Below are 20375 nucleotides of genomic sequence, written 5' to 3' on the forward strand. Positions count from 1 at the left end.
GGCAGACCTTATCGGTGGTCGGGGGCCTGCGCAAATCGAAAATCTGATGACTTTTGATGGTTTCAGGAAGCGTCATTTGCACCGCGCATGCATGCCGCCATCGACCAGCAGCTCCACGCCGTTGATGTAGCGGGCTTCGTCGGAGGCCAGGAACACCGCGGCGTTGGCCACGTCCCAGCCATCGCCCATGCGCCCTGTGGGCGAGAGCTTGTGGCGCGCGGCCACCATCTCCTCGTGGCTGGCGTAGAAGCCCGAGATCTGGCGGTAGATGTGCGGCGTGTCCATCACGCCTGGCAGTATGCAGTTGGCGCGGATGCCCTCCCCCGCGTACTGCAGGGCCACGCTCTGGGTAAAGGAGTTCACCGCCCCCTTGGAGGCCGCGTAGGCGCAATAGGCATAGCCCGTCCAACGCACGCCACCGAGCGCACCGATGTTGACGATGGCGCCCGACTGCTGCGCCTGCATCAGCGGCAACACGGCCTTGCAGGTCAGGAACATGCTCTTGACGTTGACCGCCATCACTCGGTCCCAGGTGTCTTCGGTGGTCTCCACCGGGCCGCCCTGAGAGGTGATGCCCACGTTGTTGTGCAGGATGTCGACGCGGCCGAAAGCTTCGGTGGCCGCCTGCACGGCGGCCTGTACATCGGTCCACTGCGTGACGTCGGCCGTGACCGCAATGGCTTCGTTGCCTTCACCAAGGATGGTGTCGCGCGTCACTTCGGCGGCGGTGCCATCACGGTCCACCGCGACCACCCGGGCCCCGGCCCGCGCATAGGCGGCTGCGGCGGCCTTGCCATTGCCCCAGCCGTCGCCATCGGACCCGGCACCGAACACCAGGGCGACGCGGCCCGCGAGCCGCTTGTTGTTTGTCTCCATCATTGTTCCTTGTCTTGACCACCGCCCTCTGGCATGCGGTGGGCTCTTACGATAGCCTCGGGCCCGTGATGTACCAACCGCCAAACATGATGGGTTTTGATGGTTTCGGAGGGCCGCCGTGAGCCGCGCCATGCCCGGCGTGGTGGAGGTTGCCGCGCTGGCCGGCGTCTCCACTGCCACCGTGGACCGGGTGCTCAACCGCCGCGGCGGCGTGCGCCAGGCCACCGCGCAGCGCGTGGTGCAGGCCGCGGGCGAGCTGGGCTACCTGCCGGCGGACGGTCTGGCCGCCACGCTGGCGCCTGCGCCCCTGCGCGTGATGTTCCTGCTGCCGCGCAATACCAGCCGCTTCCTCACCATGCTGGGCGACATGGTCAGCTACTCGCAGGAGCACTGGGCGCCCTTCCACGTCAAGTGCCGCGCCGAGACGGTGGACAGCTTCAACCCCGAGGCCCTGGCCCAGGCGCTGCTGCACCATGGCAAGCGCTACGACGGCCTGGTGATGATGGCGCTGGAGCACCCCCAGGTGCGCGAGGCCGTGGCCACGCTGGCCGGGCGCGGCGTGCCCGTGGTCACGGTGATCTCGGACCTGGGCAACTCGCAGCGCGTGGGCTACGTAGGCCTGGATAACCGGGCTGCGGGCCGCACCGCAGGCTACCTAATCGGCCGCTTCATAGGTGTGCGCGATGCCAAGGTGGCCCTGGTCGCAGGCAGCCTGCGCTATGCGGCGCACCAGGAGCGCGAAGCAGGCTTCCTGCACGTGCTCGAAGAGCTGTTCCCGAAGCTCACCGTGGTCGGCCTGCGCGAGGGGCTCGACGACACCGAGAAGAACTACCGCCAGACACGCACCCTGCTCGAACGCCACCCGGACCTGGCCGGCATCTACAACATCGGCGGCGCCTCCGACGGCATCGCCCGCGCACTGCAGGAGTGCGGCGTGCAGCACAAGGTGGTGTTCATCGGCCACGGCCTGACACCCGACACGCGCGCCCAGCTCATCGACGGCAGCATGGACGCGGTGATCACCCAGAACCCCTTGAGCACCATCACCAGCTGCGTGCGCATCTTCGCCAACCTGCGCGACGGGCGTCCCGCCTTGTCCGGTGTGGAGACCACACGCAGCCAGGTGGTCTTTCGCGAGAACCTGCCCTGACCCTGGTGCCTGCGGGACCCTGGCCTGCGTCGGCCCGCTGCGGCCCCTGACACGTAAGCCGATGTAAGACCTGGCCCACAGGCGAACTGAGGCAGGGACTACGCGGCCTGAAGGTCGCTGCACGAACAATGCACCTGTACCAGCAACGTCTCCTGGTCGCCCCCTCGCCCGGCTTGCCGGCATCGGGGAGGGCAGATCCCATCCCCCTCCACAGGAGTTCAGAACACCATGCCTTCATCCGCACCTTTCCGCCTTGCCATTGCCGTTCTCGCCCTGGGCGCCCTGGCCGCCTGCTCCTCCACGCCACCGCCCACGGAACAGATGGCCGTGAGCCGCACCACGCTGACCCGCGTGTCTGCCGCACCCAGCGTGACTGCGACCGCACCCGTCGAACTGCAGCGTGCCCGCGACAAGCTCATGGCGGCCGAGAAGGCCATGGGCGCGCAGGACTACACCGCCGCCCGCCGCTTGGCCGCCGAGGCCGAAGTGGACGCCCGTGTGGCAGAAACCCGCGCCGATGCCGAGCGCAATGCCGCAAGCCTGGCCCAGGTGCAGGACGGCATCCGCGCGCTGCAGGAAGAAATCAACCGCCGCGCCGCGCCCGCCCGCTGATCGCATCAGCCCTACCGCGCCTGCCGTCACGCCCCGTGACCCCGAATCTTGAAGGAATACCCACCATGCACCCCATTCTTCGCCGTACCACTGCCCTGGCCACCAGCCTGATCGCTGCGGGCCTGCTGGCCGCCTGCGCCAGTACCGCACCTTCCGCCGCACTGGAGCAGGCCCGCACGGCAGTGAGCCGTGCCGGCACGGACCCTGCGGTGGCCCAATACGCCCCCCTGGAGCTCAAGCAGGCCAGCGATGCCCTGGCCCGTGCCGACCGTTTCTGGGCCGACAAGCACGATGAGGCCGAGACCAACCACCTGGCCTATATCGCCGCCCAGCGCGCCGAGATCGCCAACAATGCGGCGCGGGCCCGCATGCTCGATGCCAGCATCCAGAGCGCCAGTTCCGAAGCCGACCGCATCCGCCTGCAGGCGCGCACCCGCGAGGCCGATGAAGCGCGCATGCGCGCGGACGCCCAGGCGCGCAATGCCCAGACAGCCCAGGCCCAGGCCATGAGCGCAGAACAGCGCGCAGCCCAGCAGCAGGCGCAGGCCAACGCAGCCCTGGCCCAGGCCAGCGCCGCCCAGGACCGCGTGCGCATGCTCGAAGCCCAGTTGCGCGAGATGGAGGCCCAGCAGACCGAGCGCGGCCTGCTCGTGACCCTGGGTGACGTGCTCTTCGCGTTCAACAAGGCCGAGCTGTCTGCGCAAGCCGGGCCTCGCCTGGACAAACTGGCCGATTTCCTCAAGCAGTTTCCCGAGCGCAAGCTGCTGATCGAGGGCTATACCGACAGCGTGGGTTCGGACGTGTACAACCAGGAACTGTCGGCTCGCCGTGCCGGCGCCGTGCGCGATGCGCTGGTGGCGCGGGGCGTGGACACCAGCCGCATCACGGCGCGCGGTTACGGCAAGGTCTACCCGGTGGCCGACAACGCCTCGCCCGAGGGCCGGGCAATGAACCGCCGCGTGGAGATCGTGATCGCCGACGACAAGGGCAACCTCAAGGGCCGCTGAAACCCCCCGCCGGGCGGCGTGCCGCCCTGGTCCCCTCCCCAGACCGCGCCGCTCACGCCACGCGGTCTTTTGCATGGCTGGCGCGCCCGCACCGGCATGGCAATCGGGGAGCCGACGCCTCATCCGACAAGACGAATACGTCTAAGTGTGTATTCACACACATGTAACATCTGGGGCTTTGCCTGGGTGCATTGGATTGGTGCGTGCTCAGGACACTGGTAACGGCAATACCCCACCAGGGTAAGCCCCATGCGGGGCGGCACAGGTTTTGCTGTTCAATTTCTGCCACGGGCGGGTCATATGCATTTGTTACATATGAAGCCCATGCAGACCTGCTCACCAGAGTCCTTGAAGGAAACAGCCACCATGCATCCCATGCTTCGCAGCACCACCGTTCTCGCCATCAGCGCGATGGCCGCAGGGTTTCTTTCCGCTTGTGCCACGGCCCCGTCCATGGCGCTGGAGCGGGCCCGCACGGCCGTAGGCACCGCCAGCGCCGACCCGGCAGTGGCCCGGCACGCAGCCCTGGAACTGAAACAGGCCACCGAAGCCCTGGCACAGGCCAACAGCATCTGGAGCAAGACCAGCGACGAGGCGGAAACCAACCACATCGCCTACATGGCGGCGCTGCAGGCCGAGGCTGCCACCAATGCGGCACGCGCGCGCATGCTGGCGGCCAACATCCGCACCGCCAACTCCGGCACCGCCCAGATCAGCCTGCACACCGAAGCGCAGACACGCCGCTGATGCGACCCGCCCTGCAACGGTGCAGGGCGTGCATTGTTTCAGGCAAACGTCTCGGTATCCACCTCGCTCGCGCTCTGGGCGCTGTAGCGGGGGCCCACGACGTTCTGCTGGTTGATGGCGCCATCGAGGGCGGCCATGGTCTGCGCGTCGAGTTGCACTGCGTCGGCACCCAGGTCGTCGTGCAGGTGCTCCACGCTGGTCGTGCCCGGGATGGGGATGATGTGTTCGCCCTTGTGCAGCAGCCAGGCCAGCGCCAGTTGCGCGGGGCTGCAGCCGACTTGGCGGGCTATCGCAAAGTAGCTGTCCAGTAGCGCAAGGTTGGCCGCGTAGGCCTCGGGGGCAAAGCGCGGCATCGCACGGCGGATGTCCTTGGCGTCCAGTGCGGACACATCTTTCAGATCGCCACACAGGTAACCACGCGCCACGGGGCTGAAGGCGACGAAGGCCACGCCCAGCTCACGGCAGGCTTCGAGCACCGCGATCTCGGGGTTGCGCGTCCACAGCGAATACTCGGTTTGCACGGCAGCGATGGGGTGCACCGCATGCGCGCGCCGCAGCGTAGCGGCCGACACTTCGGACAGGCCGATGCTGCGTATCTTGCCCGCGCGCACCAGGTCGGCGAGCGCGCCCACGCTGTCCTCGATGGATACCTGTTTGTCCCAGCGGTGCAGGTAGTACAGGTCGATCACGTCGGTCTGCAGGCGGCGCAGGCTGTCCTCGCAGGTCTGGCGCAGGGTGGCGGGGCGCCCGTCGATCACGCGCACCAGTTTGCCGTCGCCGGCCACGTCCACGCCCTGCATGCCGCACTTGCTGGCCAGGGTGAAGCGCTGGCGGTGCGGCTTCATCACACGGCCCACCAGGGTCTCGTTGGCGCCAAAACCGTAGAGCGTGGCGGTGTCGAACAGGGTCACGCCTGCGTCGAGCGCGGCCAGCAGCACGCGCTCGCCCTGCTCGGGCGAGACGGGGGCGCCATAGGCGTGGCTCAGGTTCATGCACCCCAGGCCGATGGCGCTGACTTCAAAGGGGCCAAGTTGGCGTGTCTGCATGGTGGTCGTTGCTCCATGAAAAACGCCCGCAGCGTTCCATCTGCGGGCGGGTTGTGGGTGTCTGCAGGCGGATCTTACTGAAGCTGCTGCTCCAGGTCGTGCAGCACCTGGTAGCAGGCCAGCACGCTGGCCACGCTGGAGTTGGGCTCGCGGCCTTCGCGGATGGCGGCAAAGAACTCGCGGTCCTGCAGCTCGATGCCGTTCATCGACACGTCGACGTGGCTCACGTCGATCTTCTCGTCCTTGCCGTTGTACAGGTCGTCGTAGCGCGCCAGGTAGGTCGCGGTGTCGCCGATGTAGCGGAAGTAGGTGCCCAGCGGGCCATCGTTGTTGAACGAGAGCGACAGCGTGCAGATGGCGCCGTTGGCGGCCTTGAGCTGGATGCTCATGTCCATGGCAATGCCCAGCACGGGGTGGATCGGGCCTTGCACGGCGTTGGCTTTCACGATAGGGCTATTGGCCTGGTAGGCGAACAGGTCCACGGTGTGCGCTGCATGGTGCCACAGCAGGTGGTCCGTCCAGCTGCGCGCCTGGCCCAGCGCATTGGTGTTGGTGCGGCGAAAGAAGTAGGTCTGCACATCCATCTGCTGGATGTTGAACTCGCCGGCCTGGATCTTCTTGTGCACGTACTGGTGGCTGGGGTTGAAGCGGCGCGTGTGGCCGCACATGGCCACCAGGCCGGTCTCTTTCTGCAGCGCCACGACTTCCTGCGCACCCTTGAGGCTGTCGGCCAGGGGGATCTCCACCTGCACGTGCTTGCCGGCCTTCATGCAGGCGATGCTCTGCTCGGCATGCATCTGCGTGGGCGTGCACAGGATCACGGCGTCCACCTCGGGCAGGGCCAGGCTTTCGGCCAGGTCGGTGGTGACATGGCCAATGCCGTACCTGGCCGCCACTTCCCTGGTCTTGTCGAGGTCGCGGCTGATCAGCGAGACGACTTCGACACCGTCGATGTTCTTGATGCCGTCCAGGTGCTTGATGCCGAAGGCACCGGCGCCCGCCAGGGCGACCTTGATGGTCTTGTTCGTAGTCATGTCAGGAATTCTCCAGGATCAGGTGGCCCACGGCCGTGTTGGATGCGGGCACATGGTAGAAGCGGTGCACGAGCCTGGGCGGCTTGCCGCCGGCCACGTCGGCCATGGCGCCGCGCGCGATGAGCCACATCACGAGCTCGATGCCCTCGCTGCCCGCCTCGCGCACGTAGTCGATGTGCGGAATGCTGGCGGCGGCCTCGGGGTCGTTGATGAGTTTGTCGAGGAAGGCGTTGTCGAAGTCCTTGTTGATCAGGCCGGCGCGCGGGCCCTGCAGCTGGTGGCTCATGCCGCCCGTGCCCCAGATGTGCACGTTGAGGTCCTCGTCGTAGCTCTCCACGGCCTTGCGGATCGCCTGGCCCAGGTTGTAGCAGCGCCGGCCGCTGGGCACGGGGTACTGCACCACGTTGACCGCGAACGGTATCACCGGGCACGGCCAGGCACCGGCCACGGGATCGGGCTGGCCGCACATCAGCGACAGCGGCACCGTGAGGCCGTGGTCCACGTCCATGCGGTTGACGATGGTGAGGTCGAAGTCCTGCTGAATCACCGACTGCGCGATGTGCGAAGCCAAGTCCGGGTGGCCGATGACCTTGGGCACGGGGCGCGGGCCCCAGCCTTCGTCGGCCGGCAGGTACTCGGCCGCCGTGCCGATGGCGAAGGTCGGGATCATCTCCAGGCTGAAGGCCGTGGCATGGTCGTTGTAGACCAGGAAGACGACGTCGGGCTTGTTGTCCTTCATCCATTGCTTGGAGAAGTCATAGCCGGCAAACAGCGGCTTCCAGTAGTCCTCTTGCGTCTTGCCCAGGTCGAGCGCGGCGCCGATGGCGGGCACGTGCGAGGTGAAGACGGAGGCGGTGATACGCGCCATGTTCAGTTTCCTTTCTTTCCCGCAGCACCCTGCGGCTGGCGGTGCGCCTGGGCATCGCCGTCTTCGCCGACCACGCGGTTGCCCTGCGCCGAGCGGCCGCCGCCGATCATCATGTTGCGGTATTCGTCTTCGGTCATGCCGGTCATGGAGCCGGCCATCTGCTGGAAGCTCTTGCCATCGGTCGCGCCAATCTTCGCCAGGAAGTAGATGTTGCCGCCCAGGCGGATGCACCAGTTGAGGTCGCGCGCCAGCACGGCCAGCTTCTGCTCTTCGGTCATCGCCCACTCGTCGAGGTAGGCACGCTCGCCAGCCTTGAAGCGGGCGCGGTTGTCGGCCTTCATCAGGCTCATGCAGAACTGGTTGAGCCAGTAGCCTTTTCGGCTTTGCTCTGCGTCGAAGATGGTCGTGCCGGGCACGTCCAGGTAAGGTTTGTCGAGGGACATGGCTTCAGCCTTTCACTTCCTCAGGCCAGTAGAGGCGCATGGGATTATCGACAAGGAGTTTGCGCTGCAATTGTGGCGTGACCGCGATGTGGGGAATGAAATCCACCAGCAAACCATCGTCGGGCATGTGGTCCTTGAGGTTGGGGTGCGGCCAGTCGGTGCCCCAGAGCACGCGGTCAGGGAACTCCTCGACCACGCGGCGCGCGAACGGCACCACGTCGCGGTAGGCGGCCTGCTCGCCATCGAGGGCCTTGGGGCCGGCCACGCTCAAGCGCTCGGGGCAACTGACCTTGCTCCACACGTTGGGATGCTGGCGCATGAATTTCAGGAACAGCTCGAACTCGGGGCCATCGACGGGCTTGGTCACGTCGGGGCGGCCCATGTGATCCACCACCACGGTGGTGGGCAGCTGCGTGAAGAAGTCCCACAGCTCGGGCAGGTCCACGGCCTCGAAGTAGATCACCACGTGCCAGCCCAGTCGGTGGATGCGCGCGGCGATCTCCATCAGCTCGTCCTTGGGCGTGAAATCCACCAGGCGCTTGACGAAGTTGAAGCGCACGCCGCGCACGCCGGCGTCGTGCATGGCCTGCAGCTCTTCATCGGTCACCGAGCGGCGCACGGTGGCCACGCCACGCGCCTTGCCGCCCGAGTGCACCAGCGCATCGACCATGGCGCGGTTGTCGGCACCGTGGCAGGTGGCCTGCACCACCACGTTTCGCGCAAAGCCCAGGTGGTCGCGCAGTGCATAGAGCTGCGCCTTGCTGGCATCGCAGGGCGTGTACTTGCGTTCGGCCGCGTAGGGAAACTCGGCACCGGGGCCGAACACGTGGCAGTGCGCATCCACGGCGCCTGCGGGCACCTGGAAGCGGGGCTTGCTCGGGCCGGCGTACCAGTCGAGCCAGCCAGGGGTCTTGGTGAATTCACTCATGCGGTGTGCTCCTTGTGGTTCAGTCCAGCGAGACGTTGGCCTTCTTGATCACCTCGCCAAAGCGCTGGCTCTCGTCCTTGACGAACTGCGTGAACTGCGCACGCGTGGTCGGGAACTGCTCGTAGCCAAAGCTCTTGAACTTCTCCTGCACGTCCGCGCCGGTCAGCGCCTGCTCGATGTCCTTGCGGATCTTGTCGGTCACTGCTGCGGGCAGGCCGGGCGGCACGGCGATCGTGTTCCACCCCGTGACCTCGAAACCCTTGGGGCCGCCCGACTCGCCCACCGTGGGCACGTCGGGGAAGCTCGTCACACGCTGGGGTGCGGCGACGGCCAGAAAGCGCAGCTTGCCGGCGCGCTGCAGCGGCCCGGCCGTGGCGGCGCTGCCCAGGGCAAAGGCCAGCTCATTGGTGGAGACGCCGGTGTAAAGCTGCGTGGTCTCCTTGTAGATCACGTGCTCCATCTGCGTGCCGGTGGCGCTCTCAAACAGCTCGGAGCCCAGGTGCACCGGGTTGCCCACCGACCAGGAGCCGTAGTTGAGCTTGCCCGGGTGGGCCTTGGCGTCGGCAATCAGGTCGCCCACGCTCTTGTACTTGCTGTCGCCGGCCACGGTGAAGAAGAAGTAGGTCTTGAACAGCGGCAGCAGCGCGTCGAAGTCCTTCACCGGGTCGTAGGGCAGCTTCTTGAACAGGCTGGGGTAGGCGGCCAGGTGCACGTTGTCCAGCACGATCAGGTCATGCCCGTCCTTTGCGCCGCGCTTGAAGGCGTCGATGGCGATGAAGCCGTTGCCGCCGGGGCGGTTTTCCACCACCACGGGCTGGTTCCAGGCGCGGCCGAGCTTCTCGGCCACGAGGCGGGCCACGCCGTCCGGGCCGCCGCCCACCGGGAAGGGCGTGATGATGCGCACGGGCTTGGTGGGGAACTGCTGGGCCGCAACCAATTGCGGCGCCAGGCCGGCAGCGGCGGCCACACCCAGTGCCAGGGCGGCGCGGCGGGAGAGGGAAGAAGAAAGAAGGCGCATGGTAGGTCTCGTCAATATCAAATAGGTGCTGCGCCGTGCGCAGCGGTGCGACATCCGCCACACGGCAGACGTCACTGGAGCGGTTACCGCGTGGTGGCGCTCAGTCGATGTACCTGAGCCCGGCCTTCTCCAGCCCGGGGCGCATGTTGTACATGTCCAGGCCGAGCACGCCCGAGGCGAGCTTGGCGCGCTTTTCGCCCTCGAAGCTCTCGCGCTTTTGCGCGGCTTCGAGCGTTTCCACGGCGCGTGCGGCAGGCACGCAGACCACGCCATCGTCGTCGGCAACGATCACGTCGCCGGGCGTGACCCACATGCCGGCGCAGACCACGGGGATGTTGACCGAGCCCAGCGTGGCCTTGATGGTGCCCTTGCTCGATATGGCGCGGCTCCAGACCGGAAAGTTCATCTCCTGCAGCGTCTTCACGTCCCGCACGCCGGCGTCGATGATGAGCGCCCGCGCACCGCGCGACTGGAACGAGGTGGCCAGCAGGTCGCCGAAGTAGCCATCGGTGCATTCCGAGGTGACGGCCGCCACCACCACGTCGCCGGGCTGGATCTGCTCGGCAGCTACGTGCATCATCCAGTTGTCGCCGGGCTGCAGCAGCACGGTGACCGCCGTACCAGACACCTGCTGGCCGGGGTAGATGGGGCGCATATAGGGCTTGAGCAGGCCCACGCGGCCCATGGCCTCGTGTACCGTGGCCGAGCCCAGTGCGGCCAGGCCGTCGGCGGCTGCGCGGTCTGCGCGGGTGATGTTGCGGTGGACAACGCCTAGTTCGTACATGTCAGAGCCCCTTTGCCTTCAGGCGTGAATCGAGTCGGGAGAACACGCGGCGCACATTGCCTTCGTAGATCTGGTGCTTGTCGTCGCCGCTCAGGATCTTGCTGGCCTCGATGTAGCGCTTGGTGTCGTCGTAGTAGTGGCCGGTGGTGGGGTCGATGCCGCGCACCGCGCCGATCATTTCCGAGGCGAAGAGCACGTTCTTCACCGGGATCACGGTGTTGAGCAGGTCGATGCCGGGCTGGTGGTACACGCAGGTGTCGAAGAAGATGTTGTTCAGCAGGTGGTCTTCGAGCAGGGGCTTCTTCATCTCCTGCGCCAGGCCCCGGAAGCGCCCCCAGTGGTAGGGCACAGCACCGCCGCCATGCGGGATGAGGAATTTGAGCGTGGGGAAGTCCTTGAACAGGTCGCCTTGGATGCACTGCATGAAGGCCGTGGTGTCGGCGTTCAGGTAGTGCGCGCCCGTGGTGTGGAAGCACGCGTTGCAGCTGGTGCTCACATGGATCATGGCGGGCAGGTCGTACTCCACCATCTTCTCGTAGATGGGGTACCAGTGGCGGTCGGTCAGCGGCGGACTGGTCCAGTGGCCACCGGAGGGATCGGGGTTCAGGTTGATGCCCACGGCACCGTATTCCTTGACGCACTTTTCGAGCTCGGGGATGCAGGTCGCGGGGTCCACGCCGGGGCTTTGCGGCAGCATGGCCACAGGCACGAAATGCTCGGGGAACAGCGTGGAGACGCGGTGGCACAGCTCGTTGCAGATGGCCGCCCAGGTGCTGGAGACGTTGAAGTCACCGATGTGGTGGGCCATGAAGCTCGCGCGCGGCGAGAACAGGGTGATGTCGCTGCCGCGCTCCTTCATCAGGCGCAGCTGGTTGGCCTCGATGGACTCGCGCAGCTCGTCGTCGCTGATCACGAGGTCCGCCACCTTGGGCATGGCGGCCGGGTCCTTGATGCCGGCGATCTGCTGGTTGCGCCAGTTCTCCAGCGCCTTGGGTGCCGTGGTGTAGTGGCCATGGCAGTCGATGATGAGGCTCATTGTGGTGTGCTCCTTGGATCTTGGTATGCGGAATCAGGCGGGGTCCATGCCCTGGCGTTGCTTGGCCTCGGTGGCATCTGAGGATGTCAAAAAGTCGAGCAGCGCCTTTGCAGCCACGGGTTGCTTGCTGGCAGTGCCCACGCCCGATGAGAAGATGGTGGTGATCTGGATGGCGGGCGGCAGCGGGCCCACCACGGTGATGCCCTCGACGTTCAGCAACTCGCTCAGTTGCTGAAAACCGAGTTCCACATCGCCGCGCGCCACCAGCGAGCCCACGGGAACCCCGGGCGGCGCCTGCACCATGCGGCCGGCCACCTCGTCGGCAATGCCCCAGCGCTCGAACAGTTTGGTCAGCGCCACGCCACTCGGGCCGGTGGAGTAGCTGATGCTGCGCGCGGCCAGCACGGCGCTGCGCACCGCGTCTTCAGAGCCGATGTCGGGCAGCGCTGCACCGGCGCGCACGGCCACGGCCACGCCGGAACGCACCCAGTCGGTCTTGCTCGCGGCATCGATGGTGCCTGCGGCAATGAGCTTGTCGATGGCGTCGGACGCCAGCACCACCACGTCAAAGGCCTCGCCGGCCTGCACGCGCTTGGCGGCGTCCACGCCGCCCACGGCTTCGATGACCGCGCGCTGGCCGGTCTGCTGCTCGTAGGCGGCCAGCAGTTCGGCCAGCACCTGGCGCGTGGCCATGGAGGAGATTCCACGAAGGGTGGGCGCACTCATGGGGAGGTGGCAGTCGCTGTATACATGCCGCCGATTGTGGGCAGTGCCGGGCCCGACATAAAGCCGGCAGGGGCACTACCAGATATATCATTCTTCTATTGTTGAATTGGAGCTATTGCAAATAGCGGAGAGCACACCCCATGGACCTCAAGCAGATCGAGTACTTTGTGCGCGTGGCCGAACTGGGCAGTTTCACCCGCGCCTCGGTGGTGCTGGACATCGCCCAGCCGGCCCTGAGCCGCCAGGTGCGTCTGCTGGAGGTGGAGCTGCGCCAGAACCTGCTGGTGCGCAATGGCCGCGGGGCCATACCGACCGAGGCCGGCAAGCTGCTGCTGGAGCACGGGCGCGGCATCCTGCACCAGGTAGAAAGGGCCCGCGAGGAGCTTGGGCGTGTGCGGGGCGCGCTGGCCGGGCGCGTGGCCATCGGCCTGCCGCCGACCATGGCCAAGGTGCTCACGGTGCCGCTCACCCGCGCCTTTCGCGTGCAGATGCCCGATGCGGCCCTGGCCATCAGCGAAGGCCTGACGGTGGCCATGCGCGAATCGCTGACCACGGGGTTGCTGGACATCGCTCTGCTCTACAACACGCCCGCTTCGCCGGGCATCGAGATCACGCCCTTGCTGGAGGAAGACCTGTTCCTCGTGCAGCGCCGCCCCGTGGGGCAAAGCGACACCGAAACCGACGCCCAGGCACGGCAGCCCATCGGGCTGGAGGAGCTCACGCGCTTTGCGCTGGTGATCCCCACCCGGCCCAACTCCATCCGCATGCTGGTGGAGTCGGAATTGGCGGCCTTGGGCCTGCGCCCGCAGATCAGCCTGGAGATCGACGGCGTGGCCGCCATCCTGGACCTGGTGGCCGATGGCGCGGGCAGCGCGGTGCTGCCCATGAATGCGGTCACCACCTCGGGCAAGCCCGAGGTGTTCGGCACCCGGCCCATCGGCCAGGCGGGCGAGCCGCGGCTGCGCAGCAAGCTGTCGATGGCTGTGAGTTCGCAGCGCCCGGCCACGCTGACCCAGCAGGCCATGGCAGAGCTGATCCGCAGCACGCTGCAGACGATCTACAAGGCGCCCTGATCCCTCTTCGGTGCAGCATCCAGGTGCGCCAGCAACCGGTCGGCATAGTCCTGCCAGGGCGCATCCTTGGGCAGGCCCGCGAACACGCCCTCGCGCGCCATGGCCGCCACCGCCGACTGCTTGTGCGCAATGGCGCTGGCCATCAACGGCTCCACGCCGGCCTCGCGCACGGTGCGCGCGGCCTCGTGCATTTCTTCGGAGCGGCGCTGGCCGTGCTGCACCACGCGGCTGAAGAAGAGGGCCTGTTAACGCTATTTTGGGGGTCGCGAAGGCCCTTGCCGGCGTGCCAATCTAGGCGCGTGACGCCGCGTGTGCATGTGCACACGCAAGGAGCGCAACGACGAGTGGCGCGCCGGCAAGGGCCTTCCCTTCGGGTTGCCCGGCCTGGGGGCCGTCTGCGGCGTTGCCCGCGCTTGCAAGGTGCACACCTTGCTGCGCGCGGGCGCCTTGCATCCAGCCCCCAGGCCGGGCAACGCGATCCCCCAAAATAGCGTTAATAGGCCCTCGCTCCCCTGCCTTTCCCAGTCGATGGAGGGAAAGGTCTCGGCCAGCGTGGGCAGCACATGTGCCTCCACACCGTACTGCCGAGCGGCGGCATAGCTTTCGATCACCAGGGCTTCGAGCCCCTTGATCATCACGCTGCGGCACATTTTGATGGCGCTGGCCACGCCCAGCTGTTCGCTGACCGGCTTGGCATCCATGCCCCAGGCCTGCAGCACGGCGGCCAGCGCCTGGGCCTGTGCACCACCCAGCAGCATGGGCACGCGGATGCCATAGGGCGGCACCGAGGTCATGACACCCGCCTCCACATAGTGCGCGCCGCGCGCCTCGATCAGCGCGGCGGCCTGCTGCTTGGTGCCGGGCGAGGCCGAATTGAGGTCCAGGAACACGGTGCCAGGGCGCAAGTGGGCAACTGCTTGCTGCGCCACCTCCAGCGTGTGCGATGCGGTGACGGCCGAGATGATCAGGTCGCTGGCCAAGCACAGCGCTTGCACCGAAGCGTGGGCCGTGACCCCGTGCTGCGCGGCATGCGCCCGCTCGGCATCGCGCGTGGCCGCCTGCGCGAACTTCAGGTCCCATGCGCCGACACCGGTGACGCCGGGCTGCGACTGCAGCCCCAGGGCAAAGGTCTTGCCGACTTCGCCGTAGCCGATCAGGCCGATGTGCTGCAGGTCCATGGTGTTGCCCCGGTTGTGGGATCGCTGGCTACCGGGCGACGCCCAGCAGCCGGTCCAGCAGCTCGGGCTGCGCACTCAGATCCGCCGCAGTGCCGGTGTGCACCACCGTGCCCCGGTCGAGCACGGCGGCATGGTCCGAGATCGCCAGGATGGCTTGCGGGTGCTGCTCGACGATGATGGCCGACAACCCCTCCTCGCGCGTGATGCGGCGAATGGCGCGCAGCAACTCTTCCACGATGATCGGGGCCAGTCCCTCCAGCGGCTCGTCGAGCAACAGCAGGCGCGGGTTGAGCACCAGTGCCCGGCCCACGGCCAGCATCTGCTGCTCGCCACCCGACAGCTGCGTGCCCAGGTTGGTCTTGCGCTCGGCCAGGCGCGGGAACATGGCGTACACCTTGTCCGGGGTCCACGGGGCCGCCGCAGCGCCCTTGCGGCCGGGCCGCGCCACGGCGGTCAGGTTCTCGTGCACGGTGAGCGACTTGAAGATGTTGCGCTCCTGCGGCACCCAGCCGATGCCGGCGGCTGCGCGTTCGTGCGACGGCAGGCGATGCAGTTGCACGGACCCCAGAGCCACCGTGCCCGCATGCTGGCGCGTGGCGCCGGCCAGGGTGTTGATCAGCGTGGTCTTGCCGGTGCCATTGCGGCCCAGCAGGGCCAGCGTCTCGCCCTCGGCCAGCGCCAGGGATACACCCTGCAGCACCACCGCCTCTCCATAGCCCGCGCTCAGCCCTTCAATGCGCAAAAGCTCAGACATGCGCATCCTCCCCATGGCCCAGGTACACCGCCTTGACCTGCGGGTCGTTGGCGATGGTGTCGGGGTCACCCTCGGTGAGCACGGTGCCATTGACCAGCACCGTCATGCGGTTGGCAAAGCTGAAAACCAGGTCCATATCGTGTTCGATCAACAGCACCGAGACATCGGCCGGCAGGGCGGCCACGGTCTGCAGCAGCTCTTCGCGTTCCCCGGCCGGCACGCCGGCCACGGGCTCGTCGAGCAGCAGCACGCGCGGCTCGCAGGCCAGGGCGATGGCGATCTCCAGCAGGCGGCGCTTGCCGTAGGCCAGCACCTTCGTCGGCTCGGCCATCACCGCCGTCAGGTGGAATTGCTCCAGCAACTGCTCGCAGCGCTCGTTCACCGCGCGCTGCGCACCCAGCGGCTGCCACCACTTGCCGCCAAAGCCGCGCTGCTGCGAGACCGTGAGCGCCAGCGTCTCCAGCGGCGTGAGCGAGTCGAACAACTGGTTGATCTGGAAGGTGCGCACCATGCCGCGCTGCACGCGCTGGTGCGGCGCCAGGCGCGTGATGTCCTGGCCTTCGAGAACGATGGAACCCTCGGTGGGCTCCAGCACGCCGGTCAGCAGGTTGATCAGCGTGGTCTTGCCCGCGCCGTTGGGGCCGATCAGCGCATGGCGTGCGCCCTGGCGCAGGTTCAGCGTGACGTTGTTGGTCGCGGCGATGCCGCCGAAGCGCTTGACCAGCCCGTGCGCGGCCAGCACGATGGGAGCGTCGTTGTGGACTGCGGTGGCGCTCATGCCTTGCGCCCCCCGAACCAGGCCCAGGGGCGGATCAGGCGCTCGCGCCCCACCAGCACCAGCACCACCAGGAACAGGCCGATCCAGAAGGTCCAGTACTGCGGCGTCACGGCAGAGATCAGGTCCTGCAGCAGCTTGAAGCCGATGGCACCGACCACACCGCCATAGAGCCAGCCCACGCCGCCGATCACCAGGATCAGCATCACATCGGCCGAGCGGTGGAATTCGAACAGGTCCAGCGAGGCAAAGCCCGTGGTCTGCGTGAGCAGGGCACCCGCCGCCCCCGCGAGCGCGGCCGCCAGCGTGTAGACCTGCGCCAGCTTGGCCGTCACCGGGATGCCGATGGCCATGGCGCGCAGCCGGTTGTCGCGGATGGCCTTGAGCGTGGCACCAAAAGGCGACTGCACTACGCGCCGCGCGAGCAGGAACAGCACCAGCAGCACGCTCATCGAGTACCAGGCCGCCGTGCGCCCGAACAGGTCGAACTCGAACTTGCCAAGCACCGGGCCCATGACCACGCCCTGCAGCCCGTCGGCACCGCCGGTCAGCCAGTCGAGCTTGTTGGCCAGCTCCAGCATGATCAGGCCCACGCCCAGTGTGACCATGAGGCGTGTGAGGTCCGTGCCGCGCATGACGGTGAACGAGGCCACCGCGCCCAGCAACGTGGCAGCAGCGATGCCCACCGCCAGGCCGACCAGCGGGTCGGGCATCACGTGCTTGGCAAACAGCGCGGCCGCGTAACCGCCCATGCCGAAGAAGGCCGCATGGCCGAGCGAGACGATGCCGGTGTAGCCCAGGATCAGGTCCAGCGAGAGGGCGAACAGCGCCACGATGGCAATCTCGTTGATGATCAGCGCATGGCCGGGCAGCGCCAGCGGCGCGGCAAAGGCCAGCAGCCACAGCACGGGCTCCCAGGGCCGCATGCGGCGGCTGCGCAGCAGGACGTTGGTGGACGATGCATCCATCACTTGCCCCCCTTGCGCACGAACAGGCCCTGGGGCCGCCACATCAGGATCAGGATCATGAGGCTGTAGACGATGAACGCCCCGAGCTTGGGGATGTAGTACTTGCCCGCCACGTCGGCAATGCCGAGCAGCAGCGCGGCCAGCAACGGCCCGGTGATGGAGGAGGTGCCGCCCACGGCCACGACGATCAGGAAGTAGATCATGAACTTGAGCGGAAAGCTCGGGTCCAGCCCCAGCACTTCGGCCCCGAGCGCACCGCCCAGGCCCGCCAGGCCCGAGCCGAAGGCGAAGGTGGACAGGAACACGATGTTCACGTTGATGCCCATGCCGGCAGCCACGCGCTGGTCGTCTACCGAGGCGCGCAGGCGGCTGCCGAAACGCGTGCGAGTGAGCACGTACTGCAAACCCACGGTGAGCGCCGCGCACACCGCGATGATGAACAGGCGGTAGTGCCCCATGCCGAGCATGAAGGCGCCGCTGCCCAGCTCCGTGCGGCCCTTGAGCCAGGCCGGCAGCTGGATGATCTGGCCCGTGGAGCCCACGAAATAGTCCACCGTGGCCACGGCCATGAACACTAGGCCGATGGAGAACAGCACCTGGTCCAGATGGGCCTTGTGGTACAGCGGCCGGTAGAGCGTGCGCTCGAGCACCGCCCCCAGCAGCGCCGTGCCGATGAAGGCCAGCGGCAGGCACCACAGAAAGGGCACGTTCAGCCGCTGCATGAGCAGCACGGTGATGTAGCCGCCCGCCATGGCAAAGGCCCCGTGCGCGAGGTTGATGAAGTTCATCAGCCCCATGGTCACGGCCAGCCCCACCGCCAGGATGAACAGCAGCATGCCGTAGGCAACGCCGTCGAAAAGAATGGTCAGCATGCAATCACTTCAATAGAACACAGCACGGCGCCGTCCACCGGCCAGAGGAACACCCATCTTCGATACTGGCGTGCCCGACGCCAGCGCCACCGTGGAACTGGCTTCGCCAGGCCAGGGGTAGCGTCCCCCTGTAGGGGGATGGCGCGAAGCGACTCAGGGGGTTACCTATTTCGTCTTGCCGGGATCTTTCACGTCCTTGATCACGTCGAACTCTACGTTGTAGAGCTGGCCGTTGACGCGCTCGACCTTGCGCAGGTACACGTTCTGCACGATGTCACGGGTCTGCGCGTCGATGAACACCGGGCCGCGCGGGCTCTCGAAGACCTGACCCTTCATGGCGGCCAGCAGGGCGTCGCCGCCGCCCGCGCCCTTGGTGGTCTTGAGCGCTTCGTAGATCACGCGCATGCCGTCGTAGCCGCCCACGGCCATGAAGTTGGGGCGCAGGCCCTTGTTGGCCTTCTCGAAGGCTTCCACGAATTTCTTGTTCAGCGGCGAGGGGTGTGCGGCCGAGTAGTGGTGCGAGGTGACCACGCCCAGTGCGCCGTCGCCCATGTCGTTGAGCTGGTCGTCATCGGTCACGTCGCCAGTGGCGATGAGCTTGATGCCGGCCTTGTCCATGCCGCGCTCCAGGAACTGCTTCATCACCGCAGCGCCCGCGCCCGAAGGCACGAAGACGAACAGCGCATCGGGCTTGGCATCGCGCACCTTCTGCAGGAAGGGGGCGAAGTCCGGGTTGCGCAGCGGCACGCGCAAAGCCTCGGTCACCTGGCCGCCGTTGAAAGTCAGGCGCTGGTTGAAGAATTTCTCGGCGTCAATGCCCGGGCCGTAGTCGCTGACCAGGGTCACGACCTTCTTGATGCCATTCTTGGGTGCCCAGTCGGCCAGGGCCACCGACACCTGGGGCAAGGTAAAGCTGGTACGTACCACGTAGGGCGACGCTTCGGTGATGCTGGACGTGGCCGCTGCCATCACCACCAGCGGGGTCTTGGCCTGCGTGGCCAGCGGTGCCGTGGCCATGGCCGAAGGCGTGATGCCCATGCCGGCAAGCACGTTGACCTTGTCGTTCACCACCAGCTCCTGGGCCAGGCGGCGCGTCACGTCCGGCAGGCTGGTGTCGTCCTTGACGATGAGCTGCACCTTCTTGCCACCGACCGTGTCACCGTTCTGCGCCATGTACAGGCGCGCGGCGGCCTCGATCTGGCGGCCGGTGGTCGCCTGCTGCCCCGTCATGGGCAGAACCAGGCCGATCTTGAAGACGTTGTCCTGGGCTGCGGCCGGCAGGGCCGCCAGGCCGCCGGCCAGGGTCAGGGCGGCAGCGGCCGAGGCGCGCAAAAGGTGGCGTTTGTGCATGGTGCTTTGTCTCCTGTGGAATGTCGTTGTGAATGTCGTTGTATACAGCGTGTGCTGGCCGGAGTCTGGTACGGCGCAGGGCAACGCACAAGCGGGATTTCGGACTTTTAGATATCGCCGATTGTGATAACTTGCAACAGTTATAGGTCAGGCGCTTTCCCTGATGAGCTGCACCCCGGGCAAACCCTGACCCTGTGATGCCTGCACGGCTGCGAGCAGGTTGCGCCGCGTGATGCGCGAGTGCTCGCGCATGATGGCCTCGGCCCGCGCGCCCTCGCGCCGCTCTATGGCATCAAGCACCTGGCGGTGCTGGTCTTGCGCCACCACCAGCATGTCGCGCGCGGCGGGCGAATGCGTCTGCACCACCACGAAGGCCGATGGCGAGGCAAACGGCAGGCCCTTGACCCGGTCGAGCTCGCGCACGATGACACCGCTGCCCACCATGCGGCTGAGCAGGTGGTGAAAGCGCGCGTTGAGCGCCACATAGGCCGAAAAGCCTTCGTCGTCGAGCGAACGCGGCGCCAGCACGGCGTCGATCTCGTCCAGGCACTGCACGGTATCGGCCATCACACCTGCCTCCACCCCGCGCTCGGCCGCCAGCCGCGCGGCCAGCCCTTCCATGGTGCCGCGCAGTTCGATGGCGTCGGCCACATCGGTCTCCGAAAAGGTGCGCACCGCATAGCCGCCGCCCGGCAGGCGGTGCAGCAGCCCCTCCTGCTCCAGCCGCATCAGCGCGGCTCTTATAGGGGTGCGCGAGACGCCGAGCAGCTCCACCAGCGGCAGCTCGGCAATGCGCGCGCCACCGGCGAGTTCGCCGGCCAGGATCATTTCGCGCAGCCGCAACTGGGCCTTGACCGACTGCGATGCGCCGGCTTCGGACGCATCGCCAAGGGCGGCAAGGGCCTGGGGTTCGGGGTGGTTCATGGTCGGTGCGAAGCGGGAGTTCTGGCGTAAGGCCGAATGTATACAGAAATCCGCAAAACCTCCATTGCACTTCGACGTCGACCTATACAAAACAACACCTTATGGGATATGCCAGTGCGCGATAGCTGGTTTATGGCTTTTTTATGTATACAGAAACCGGACTTTTTCGCACAATCCATTCACGAACACAGCGATCCGCAGGCTGC

The 20375-nt window shown here is 66.9% G+C and carries 22 protein-coding genes and 1 pseudogene; 5 read left to right on the top strand and 18 right to left on the bottom strand.

Features of this window, described 5'->3' with window-relative positions:
• Positions 1–72: 72 nt before the first annotated feature.
• Positions 73–876, bottom strand: a complete 804-nt coding sequence (locus ACSQ3Y_RS00095; RefSeq protein WP_436176037.1) for an SDR family NAD(P)-dependent oxidoreductase — start codon at positions 874–876, stop codon at positions 73–75.
• A gap of 130 nt (positions 877–1006) precedes the next feature.
• Between ACSQ3Y_RS00095 and ACSQ3Y_RS00100 the strand changes: the two genes are divergently transcribed.
• From ACSQ3Y_RS00100 to ACSQ3Y_RS00115, 4 genes are all read left to right on the top strand, one after another.
• Positions 1007–2026 (top strand): LacI family DNA-binding transcriptional regulator, encoded by a 1020-nt coding sequence (locus ACSQ3Y_RS00100; RefSeq protein WP_057200838.1) that lies wholly within the window; start codon positions 1007–1009, stop codon positions 2024–2026.
• 228 nt (positions 2027–2254) lie between these two features.
• Positions 2255–2638, top strand: a complete 384-nt coding sequence (locus tag ACSQ3Y_RS00105) for a DUF4398 domain-containing protein (RefSeq protein ID WP_057200731.1) — start codon at positions 2255–2257, stop codon at positions 2636–2638.
• A 65-nt stretch (positions 2639–2703) separates the two neighbouring features.
• The gene (locus ACSQ3Y_RS00110) at positions 2704–3645 is read left to right on the top strand and encodes an OmpA family protein (protein WP_436176038.1); all 942 of its coding nucleotides are present in this window, start codon (positions 2704–2706) and stop codon (positions 3643–3645) included.
• A 366-nt stretch (positions 3646–4011) separates the two neighbouring features.
• Positions 4012–4392 (top strand): DUF4398 domain-containing protein, encoded by a 381-nt coding sequence (locus tag ACSQ3Y_RS00115; protein WP_057200729.1) that lies wholly within the window; start codon positions 4012–4014, stop codon positions 4390–4392.
• A gap of 38 nt (positions 4393–4430) precedes the next feature.
• Here ACSQ3Y_RS00115 and ACSQ3Y_RS00120 read toward each other — a convergent pair whose 3' ends face one another.
• From ACSQ3Y_RS00120 to ACSQ3Y_RS00160, 9 genes are all read right to left on the bottom strand, one after another.
• A complete protein-coding gene (locus ACSQ3Y_RS00120; protein WP_057267215.1) occupies positions 4431–5438 on the bottom strand; it encodes an aldo/keto reductase in 1008 nt (335 codons plus the stop codon).
• A 74-nt stretch (positions 5439–5512) separates the two neighbouring features.
• Positions 5513–6472 (bottom strand): Gfo/Idh/MocA family oxidoreductase, encoded by a 960-nt coding sequence (locus ACSQ3Y_RS00125; RefSeq protein ID WP_057200728.1) that lies wholly within the window; start codon positions 6470–6472, stop codon positions 5513–5515.
• A 1-nt stretch (position 6473) separates the two neighbouring features.
• Positions 6474–7340 (bottom strand): class III extradiol dioxygenase subunit beta, encoded by an 867-nt coding sequence (locus ACSQ3Y_RS00130; RefSeq protein ID WP_057267213.1) that lies wholly within the window; start codon positions 7338–7340, stop codon positions 6474–6476.
• Positions 7341–7342: 2 nt separating this feature from the next.
• Positions 7343–7783 carry a protocatechuate 4,5-dioxygenase subunit alpha gene (gene ligA, locus ACSQ3Y_RS00135; protein WP_057200726.1) on the bottom strand — a complete coding sequence of 147 codons (441 nt, stop codon included), beginning with the start codon at positions 7781–7783 and terminating at the stop codon, positions 7343–7345.
• Between the two features lie 4 nt (positions 7784–7787).
• Positions 7788–8711 carry an amidohydrolase family protein gene (locus ACSQ3Y_RS00140; protein WP_436176039.1) on the bottom strand — a complete coding sequence of 308 codons (924 nt, stop codon included), beginning with the start codon at positions 8709–8711 and terminating at the stop codon, positions 7788–7790.
• Positions 8712–8730: 19 nt separating this feature from the next.
• Positions 8731–9729: a Bug family tripartite tricarboxylate transporter substrate binding protein gene (locus ACSQ3Y_RS00145; protein WP_436176040.1), complete on the bottom strand. Its 999-nt coding sequence runs from the start codon at positions 9727–9729 to the stop codon at positions 8731–8733.
• Positions 9730–9829: 100 nt separating this feature from the next.
• Complete coding sequence (gene ligK, locus ACSQ3Y_RS00150) at positions 9830–10513, bottom strand: 4-carboxy-4-hydroxy-2-oxoadipate aldolase/oxaloacetate decarboxylase (protein ID WP_428003174.1); 684 nt, start codon at positions 10511–10513, stop codon at positions 9830–9832.
• 1 nt (position 10514) lies between these two features.
• Complete coding sequence (locus ACSQ3Y_RS00155) at positions 10515–11549, bottom strand: amidohydrolase family protein (protein WP_436176041.1); 1035 nt, start codon at positions 11547–11549, stop codon at positions 10515–10517.
• 33 nt (positions 11550–11582) lie between these two features.
• The gene (locus ACSQ3Y_RS00160) at positions 11583–12242 is read right to left on the bottom strand and encodes a substrate-binding domain-containing protein (RefSeq protein ID WP_436176042.1); all 660 of its coding nucleotides are present in this window, start codon (positions 12240–12242) and stop codon (positions 11583–11585) included.
• Positions 12243–12415: 173 nt separating this feature from the next.
• Between ACSQ3Y_RS00160 and ACSQ3Y_RS00165 the strand changes: the two genes are divergently transcribed.
• Positions 12416–13348, top strand: coding sequence for a LysR substrate-binding domain-containing protein (locus ACSQ3Y_RS00165; RefSeq protein ID WP_436176043.1), 933 nt, complete (start codon positions 12416–12418; stop codon positions 13346–13348).
• On the opposite strand, the pseudogene ACSQ3Y_RS00170 reads toward ACSQ3Y_RS00165, so the two are convergent.
• The 8 genes and pseudogenes from ACSQ3Y_RS00170 to ACSQ3Y_RS00205 form a co-directional block, all read right to left on the bottom strand.
• Positions 13333–13587, bottom strand: a pseudogene (locus tag ACSQ3Y_RS00170) (DUF1932 domain-containing protein); the annotation flags it as partial. The gene ACSQ3Y_RS00165 and the pseudogene ACSQ3Y_RS00170 overlap by 16 nt on opposite strands.
• Positions 13588–13599: 12 nt before the next feature.
• A complete protein-coding gene (locus tag ACSQ3Y_RS00175; protein WP_436176044.1) occupies positions 13600–14526 on the bottom strand; it encodes an NAD(P)-binding domain-containing protein in 927 nt (308 codons plus the stop codon).
• A gap of 28 nt (positions 14527–14554) precedes the next feature.
• Entirely contained in the window at positions 14555–15280 is a 726-nt protein-coding gene (locus ACSQ3Y_RS00180) for an ABC transporter ATP-binding protein (protein ID WP_436176045.1), read from the bottom strand.
• Positions 15273–16058 (bottom strand): ABC transporter ATP-binding protein, encoded by a 786-nt coding sequence (locus ACSQ3Y_RS00185; RefSeq protein ID WP_057267205.1) that lies wholly within the window; start codon positions 16056–16058, stop codon positions 15273–15275. Before ACSQ3Y_RS00185 ends, ACSQ3Y_RS00180 begins: the two co-directional genes overlap by 8 nt.
• Positions 16055–17023, bottom strand: a complete 969-nt coding sequence (locus ACSQ3Y_RS00190; protein WP_436176046.1) for a branched-chain amino acid ABC transporter permease — start codon at positions 17021–17023, stop codon at positions 16055–16057. The genes ACSQ3Y_RS00185 and ACSQ3Y_RS00190 overlap by 4 nt, the downstream gene beginning before the upstream one ends.
• Positions 17023–17895 carry a branched-chain amino acid ABC transporter permease gene (locus ACSQ3Y_RS00195; RefSeq protein WP_057200716.1) on the bottom strand — a complete coding sequence of 291 codons (873 nt, stop codon included), beginning with the start codon at positions 17893–17895 and terminating at the stop codon, positions 17023–17025. Before ACSQ3Y_RS00195 ends, ACSQ3Y_RS00190 begins: the two co-directional genes overlap by 1 nt.
• Before the next feature lie 165 nt (positions 17896–18060).
• Entirely contained in the window at positions 18061–19245 is a 1185-nt protein-coding gene (locus ACSQ3Y_RS00200) for an ABC transporter substrate-binding protein (protein WP_436176047.1), read from the bottom strand.
• Positions 19246–19392: 147 nt separating this feature from the next.
• Entirely contained in the window at positions 19393–20169 is a 777-nt protein-coding gene (locus tag ACSQ3Y_RS00205) for a GntR family transcriptional regulator (protein ID WP_436176048.1), read from the bottom strand.
• Between the last annotated feature and the right edge of the window lie 206 nt (positions 20170–20375).

The sequence above is a fragment of the Acidovorax sp. LjRoot66 genome, from assembly GCF_964253305.1.
GTDB lineage: Bacteria > Pseudomonadota > Gammaproteobacteria > Burkholderiales > Burkholderiaceae_C > Acidovorax.

Excerpts from the sequence above, each read along its gene's own strand:
- ACSQ3Y_RS00095 (WP_436176037.1), bottom strand. The coding sequence starts at position 876 with ATGGAGACAAACAACAAGCGGCTCGCGGGCCGCGTCGCCCTGGTGTTC.
- ACSQ3Y_RS00100 (WP_057200838.1), top strand. The coding sequence starts at position 1,007 with ATGCCCGGCGTGGTGGAGGTTGCCGCGCTGGCCGGCGTCTCCACTGCC.
- ACSQ3Y_RS00105 (WP_057200731.1), top strand. The coding sequence starts at position 2,255 with ATGCCTTCATCCGCACCTTTCCGCCTTGCCATTGCCGTTCTCGCCCTG.
- ACSQ3Y_RS00110 (WP_436176038.1), top strand. The coding sequence starts at position 2,704 with ATGCACCCCATTCTTCGCCGTACCACTGCCCTGGCCACCAGCCTGATC.
- ACSQ3Y_RS00115 (WP_057200729.1), top strand. The coding sequence starts at position 4,012 with ATGCATCCCATGCTTCGCAGCACCACCGTTCTCGCCATCAGCGCGATG.
- ACSQ3Y_RS00120 (WP_057267215.1), bottom strand. The coding sequence starts at position 5,438 with ATGCAGACACGCCAACTTGGCCCCTTTGAAGTCAGCGCCATCGGCCTG.
- ACSQ3Y_RS00125 (WP_057200728.1), bottom strand. The coding sequence starts at position 6,472 with ATGACTACGAACAAGACCATCAAGGTCGCCCTGGCGGGCGCCGGTGCC.
- ACSQ3Y_RS00130 (WP_057267213.1), bottom strand. The coding sequence starts at position 7,340 with ATGGCGCGTATCACCGCCTCCGTCTTCACCTCGCACGTGCCCGCCATC.
- ligA (WP_057200726.1), bottom strand. The coding sequence starts at position 7,783 with ATGTCCCTCGACAAACCTTACCTGGACGTGCCCGGCACGACCATCTTC.
- ACSQ3Y_RS00140 (WP_436176039.1), bottom strand. The coding sequence starts at position 8,711 with ATGAGTGAATTCACCAAGACCCCTGGCTGGCTCGACTGGTACGCCGGC.
- ACSQ3Y_RS00145 (WP_436176040.1), bottom strand. The coding sequence starts at position 9,729 with ATGCGCCTTCTTTCTTCTTCCCTCTCCCGCCGCGCCGCCCTGGCACTG.
- ligK (WP_428003174.1), bottom strand. The coding sequence starts at position 10,513 with ATGTACGAACTAGGCGTTGTCCACCGCAACATCACCCGCGCAGACCGC.
- ACSQ3Y_RS00155 (WP_436176041.1), bottom strand. The coding sequence starts at position 11,549 with ATGAGCCTCATCATCGACTGCCATGGCCACTACACCACGGCACCCAAG.
- ACSQ3Y_RS00160 (WP_436176042.1), bottom strand. The coding sequence starts at position 12,242 with ATGGCCACGCGCCAGGTGCTGGCCGAACTGCTGGCCGCCTACGAGCAG.
- ACSQ3Y_RS00165 (WP_436176043.1), top strand. The coding sequence starts at position 12,416 with ATGGACCTCAAGCAGATCGAGTACTTTGTGCGCGTGGCCGAACTGGGC.
- ACSQ3Y_RS00175 (WP_436176044.1), bottom strand. The coding sequence starts at position 14,526 with ATGGACCTGCAGCACATCGGCCTGATCGGCTACGGCGAAGTCGGCAAG.
- ACSQ3Y_RS00180 (WP_436176045.1), bottom strand. The coding sequence starts at position 15,280 with ATGTCTGAGCTTTTGCGCATTGAAGGGCTGAGCGCGGGCTATGGAGAG.
- ACSQ3Y_RS00185 (WP_057267205.1), bottom strand. The coding sequence starts at position 16,058 with ATGAGCGCCACCGCAGTCCACAACGACGCTCCCATCGTGCTGGCCGCG.
- ACSQ3Y_RS00190 (WP_436176046.1), bottom strand. The coding sequence starts at position 17,023 with ATGGATGCATCGTCCACCAACGTCCTGCTGCGCAGCCGCCGCATGCGG.
- ACSQ3Y_RS00195 (WP_057200716.1), bottom strand. The coding sequence starts at position 17,895 with ATGCTGACCATTCTTTTCGACGGCGTTGCCTACGGCATGCTGCTGTTC.
- ACSQ3Y_RS00200 (WP_436176047.1), bottom strand. The coding sequence starts at position 19,245 with ATGCACAAACGCCACCTTTTGCGCGCCTCGGCCGCTGCCGCCCTGACC.
- ACSQ3Y_RS00205 (WP_436176048.1), bottom strand. The coding sequence starts at position 20,169 with ATGAACCACCCCGAACCCCAGGCCCTTGCCGCCCTTGGCGATGCGTCC.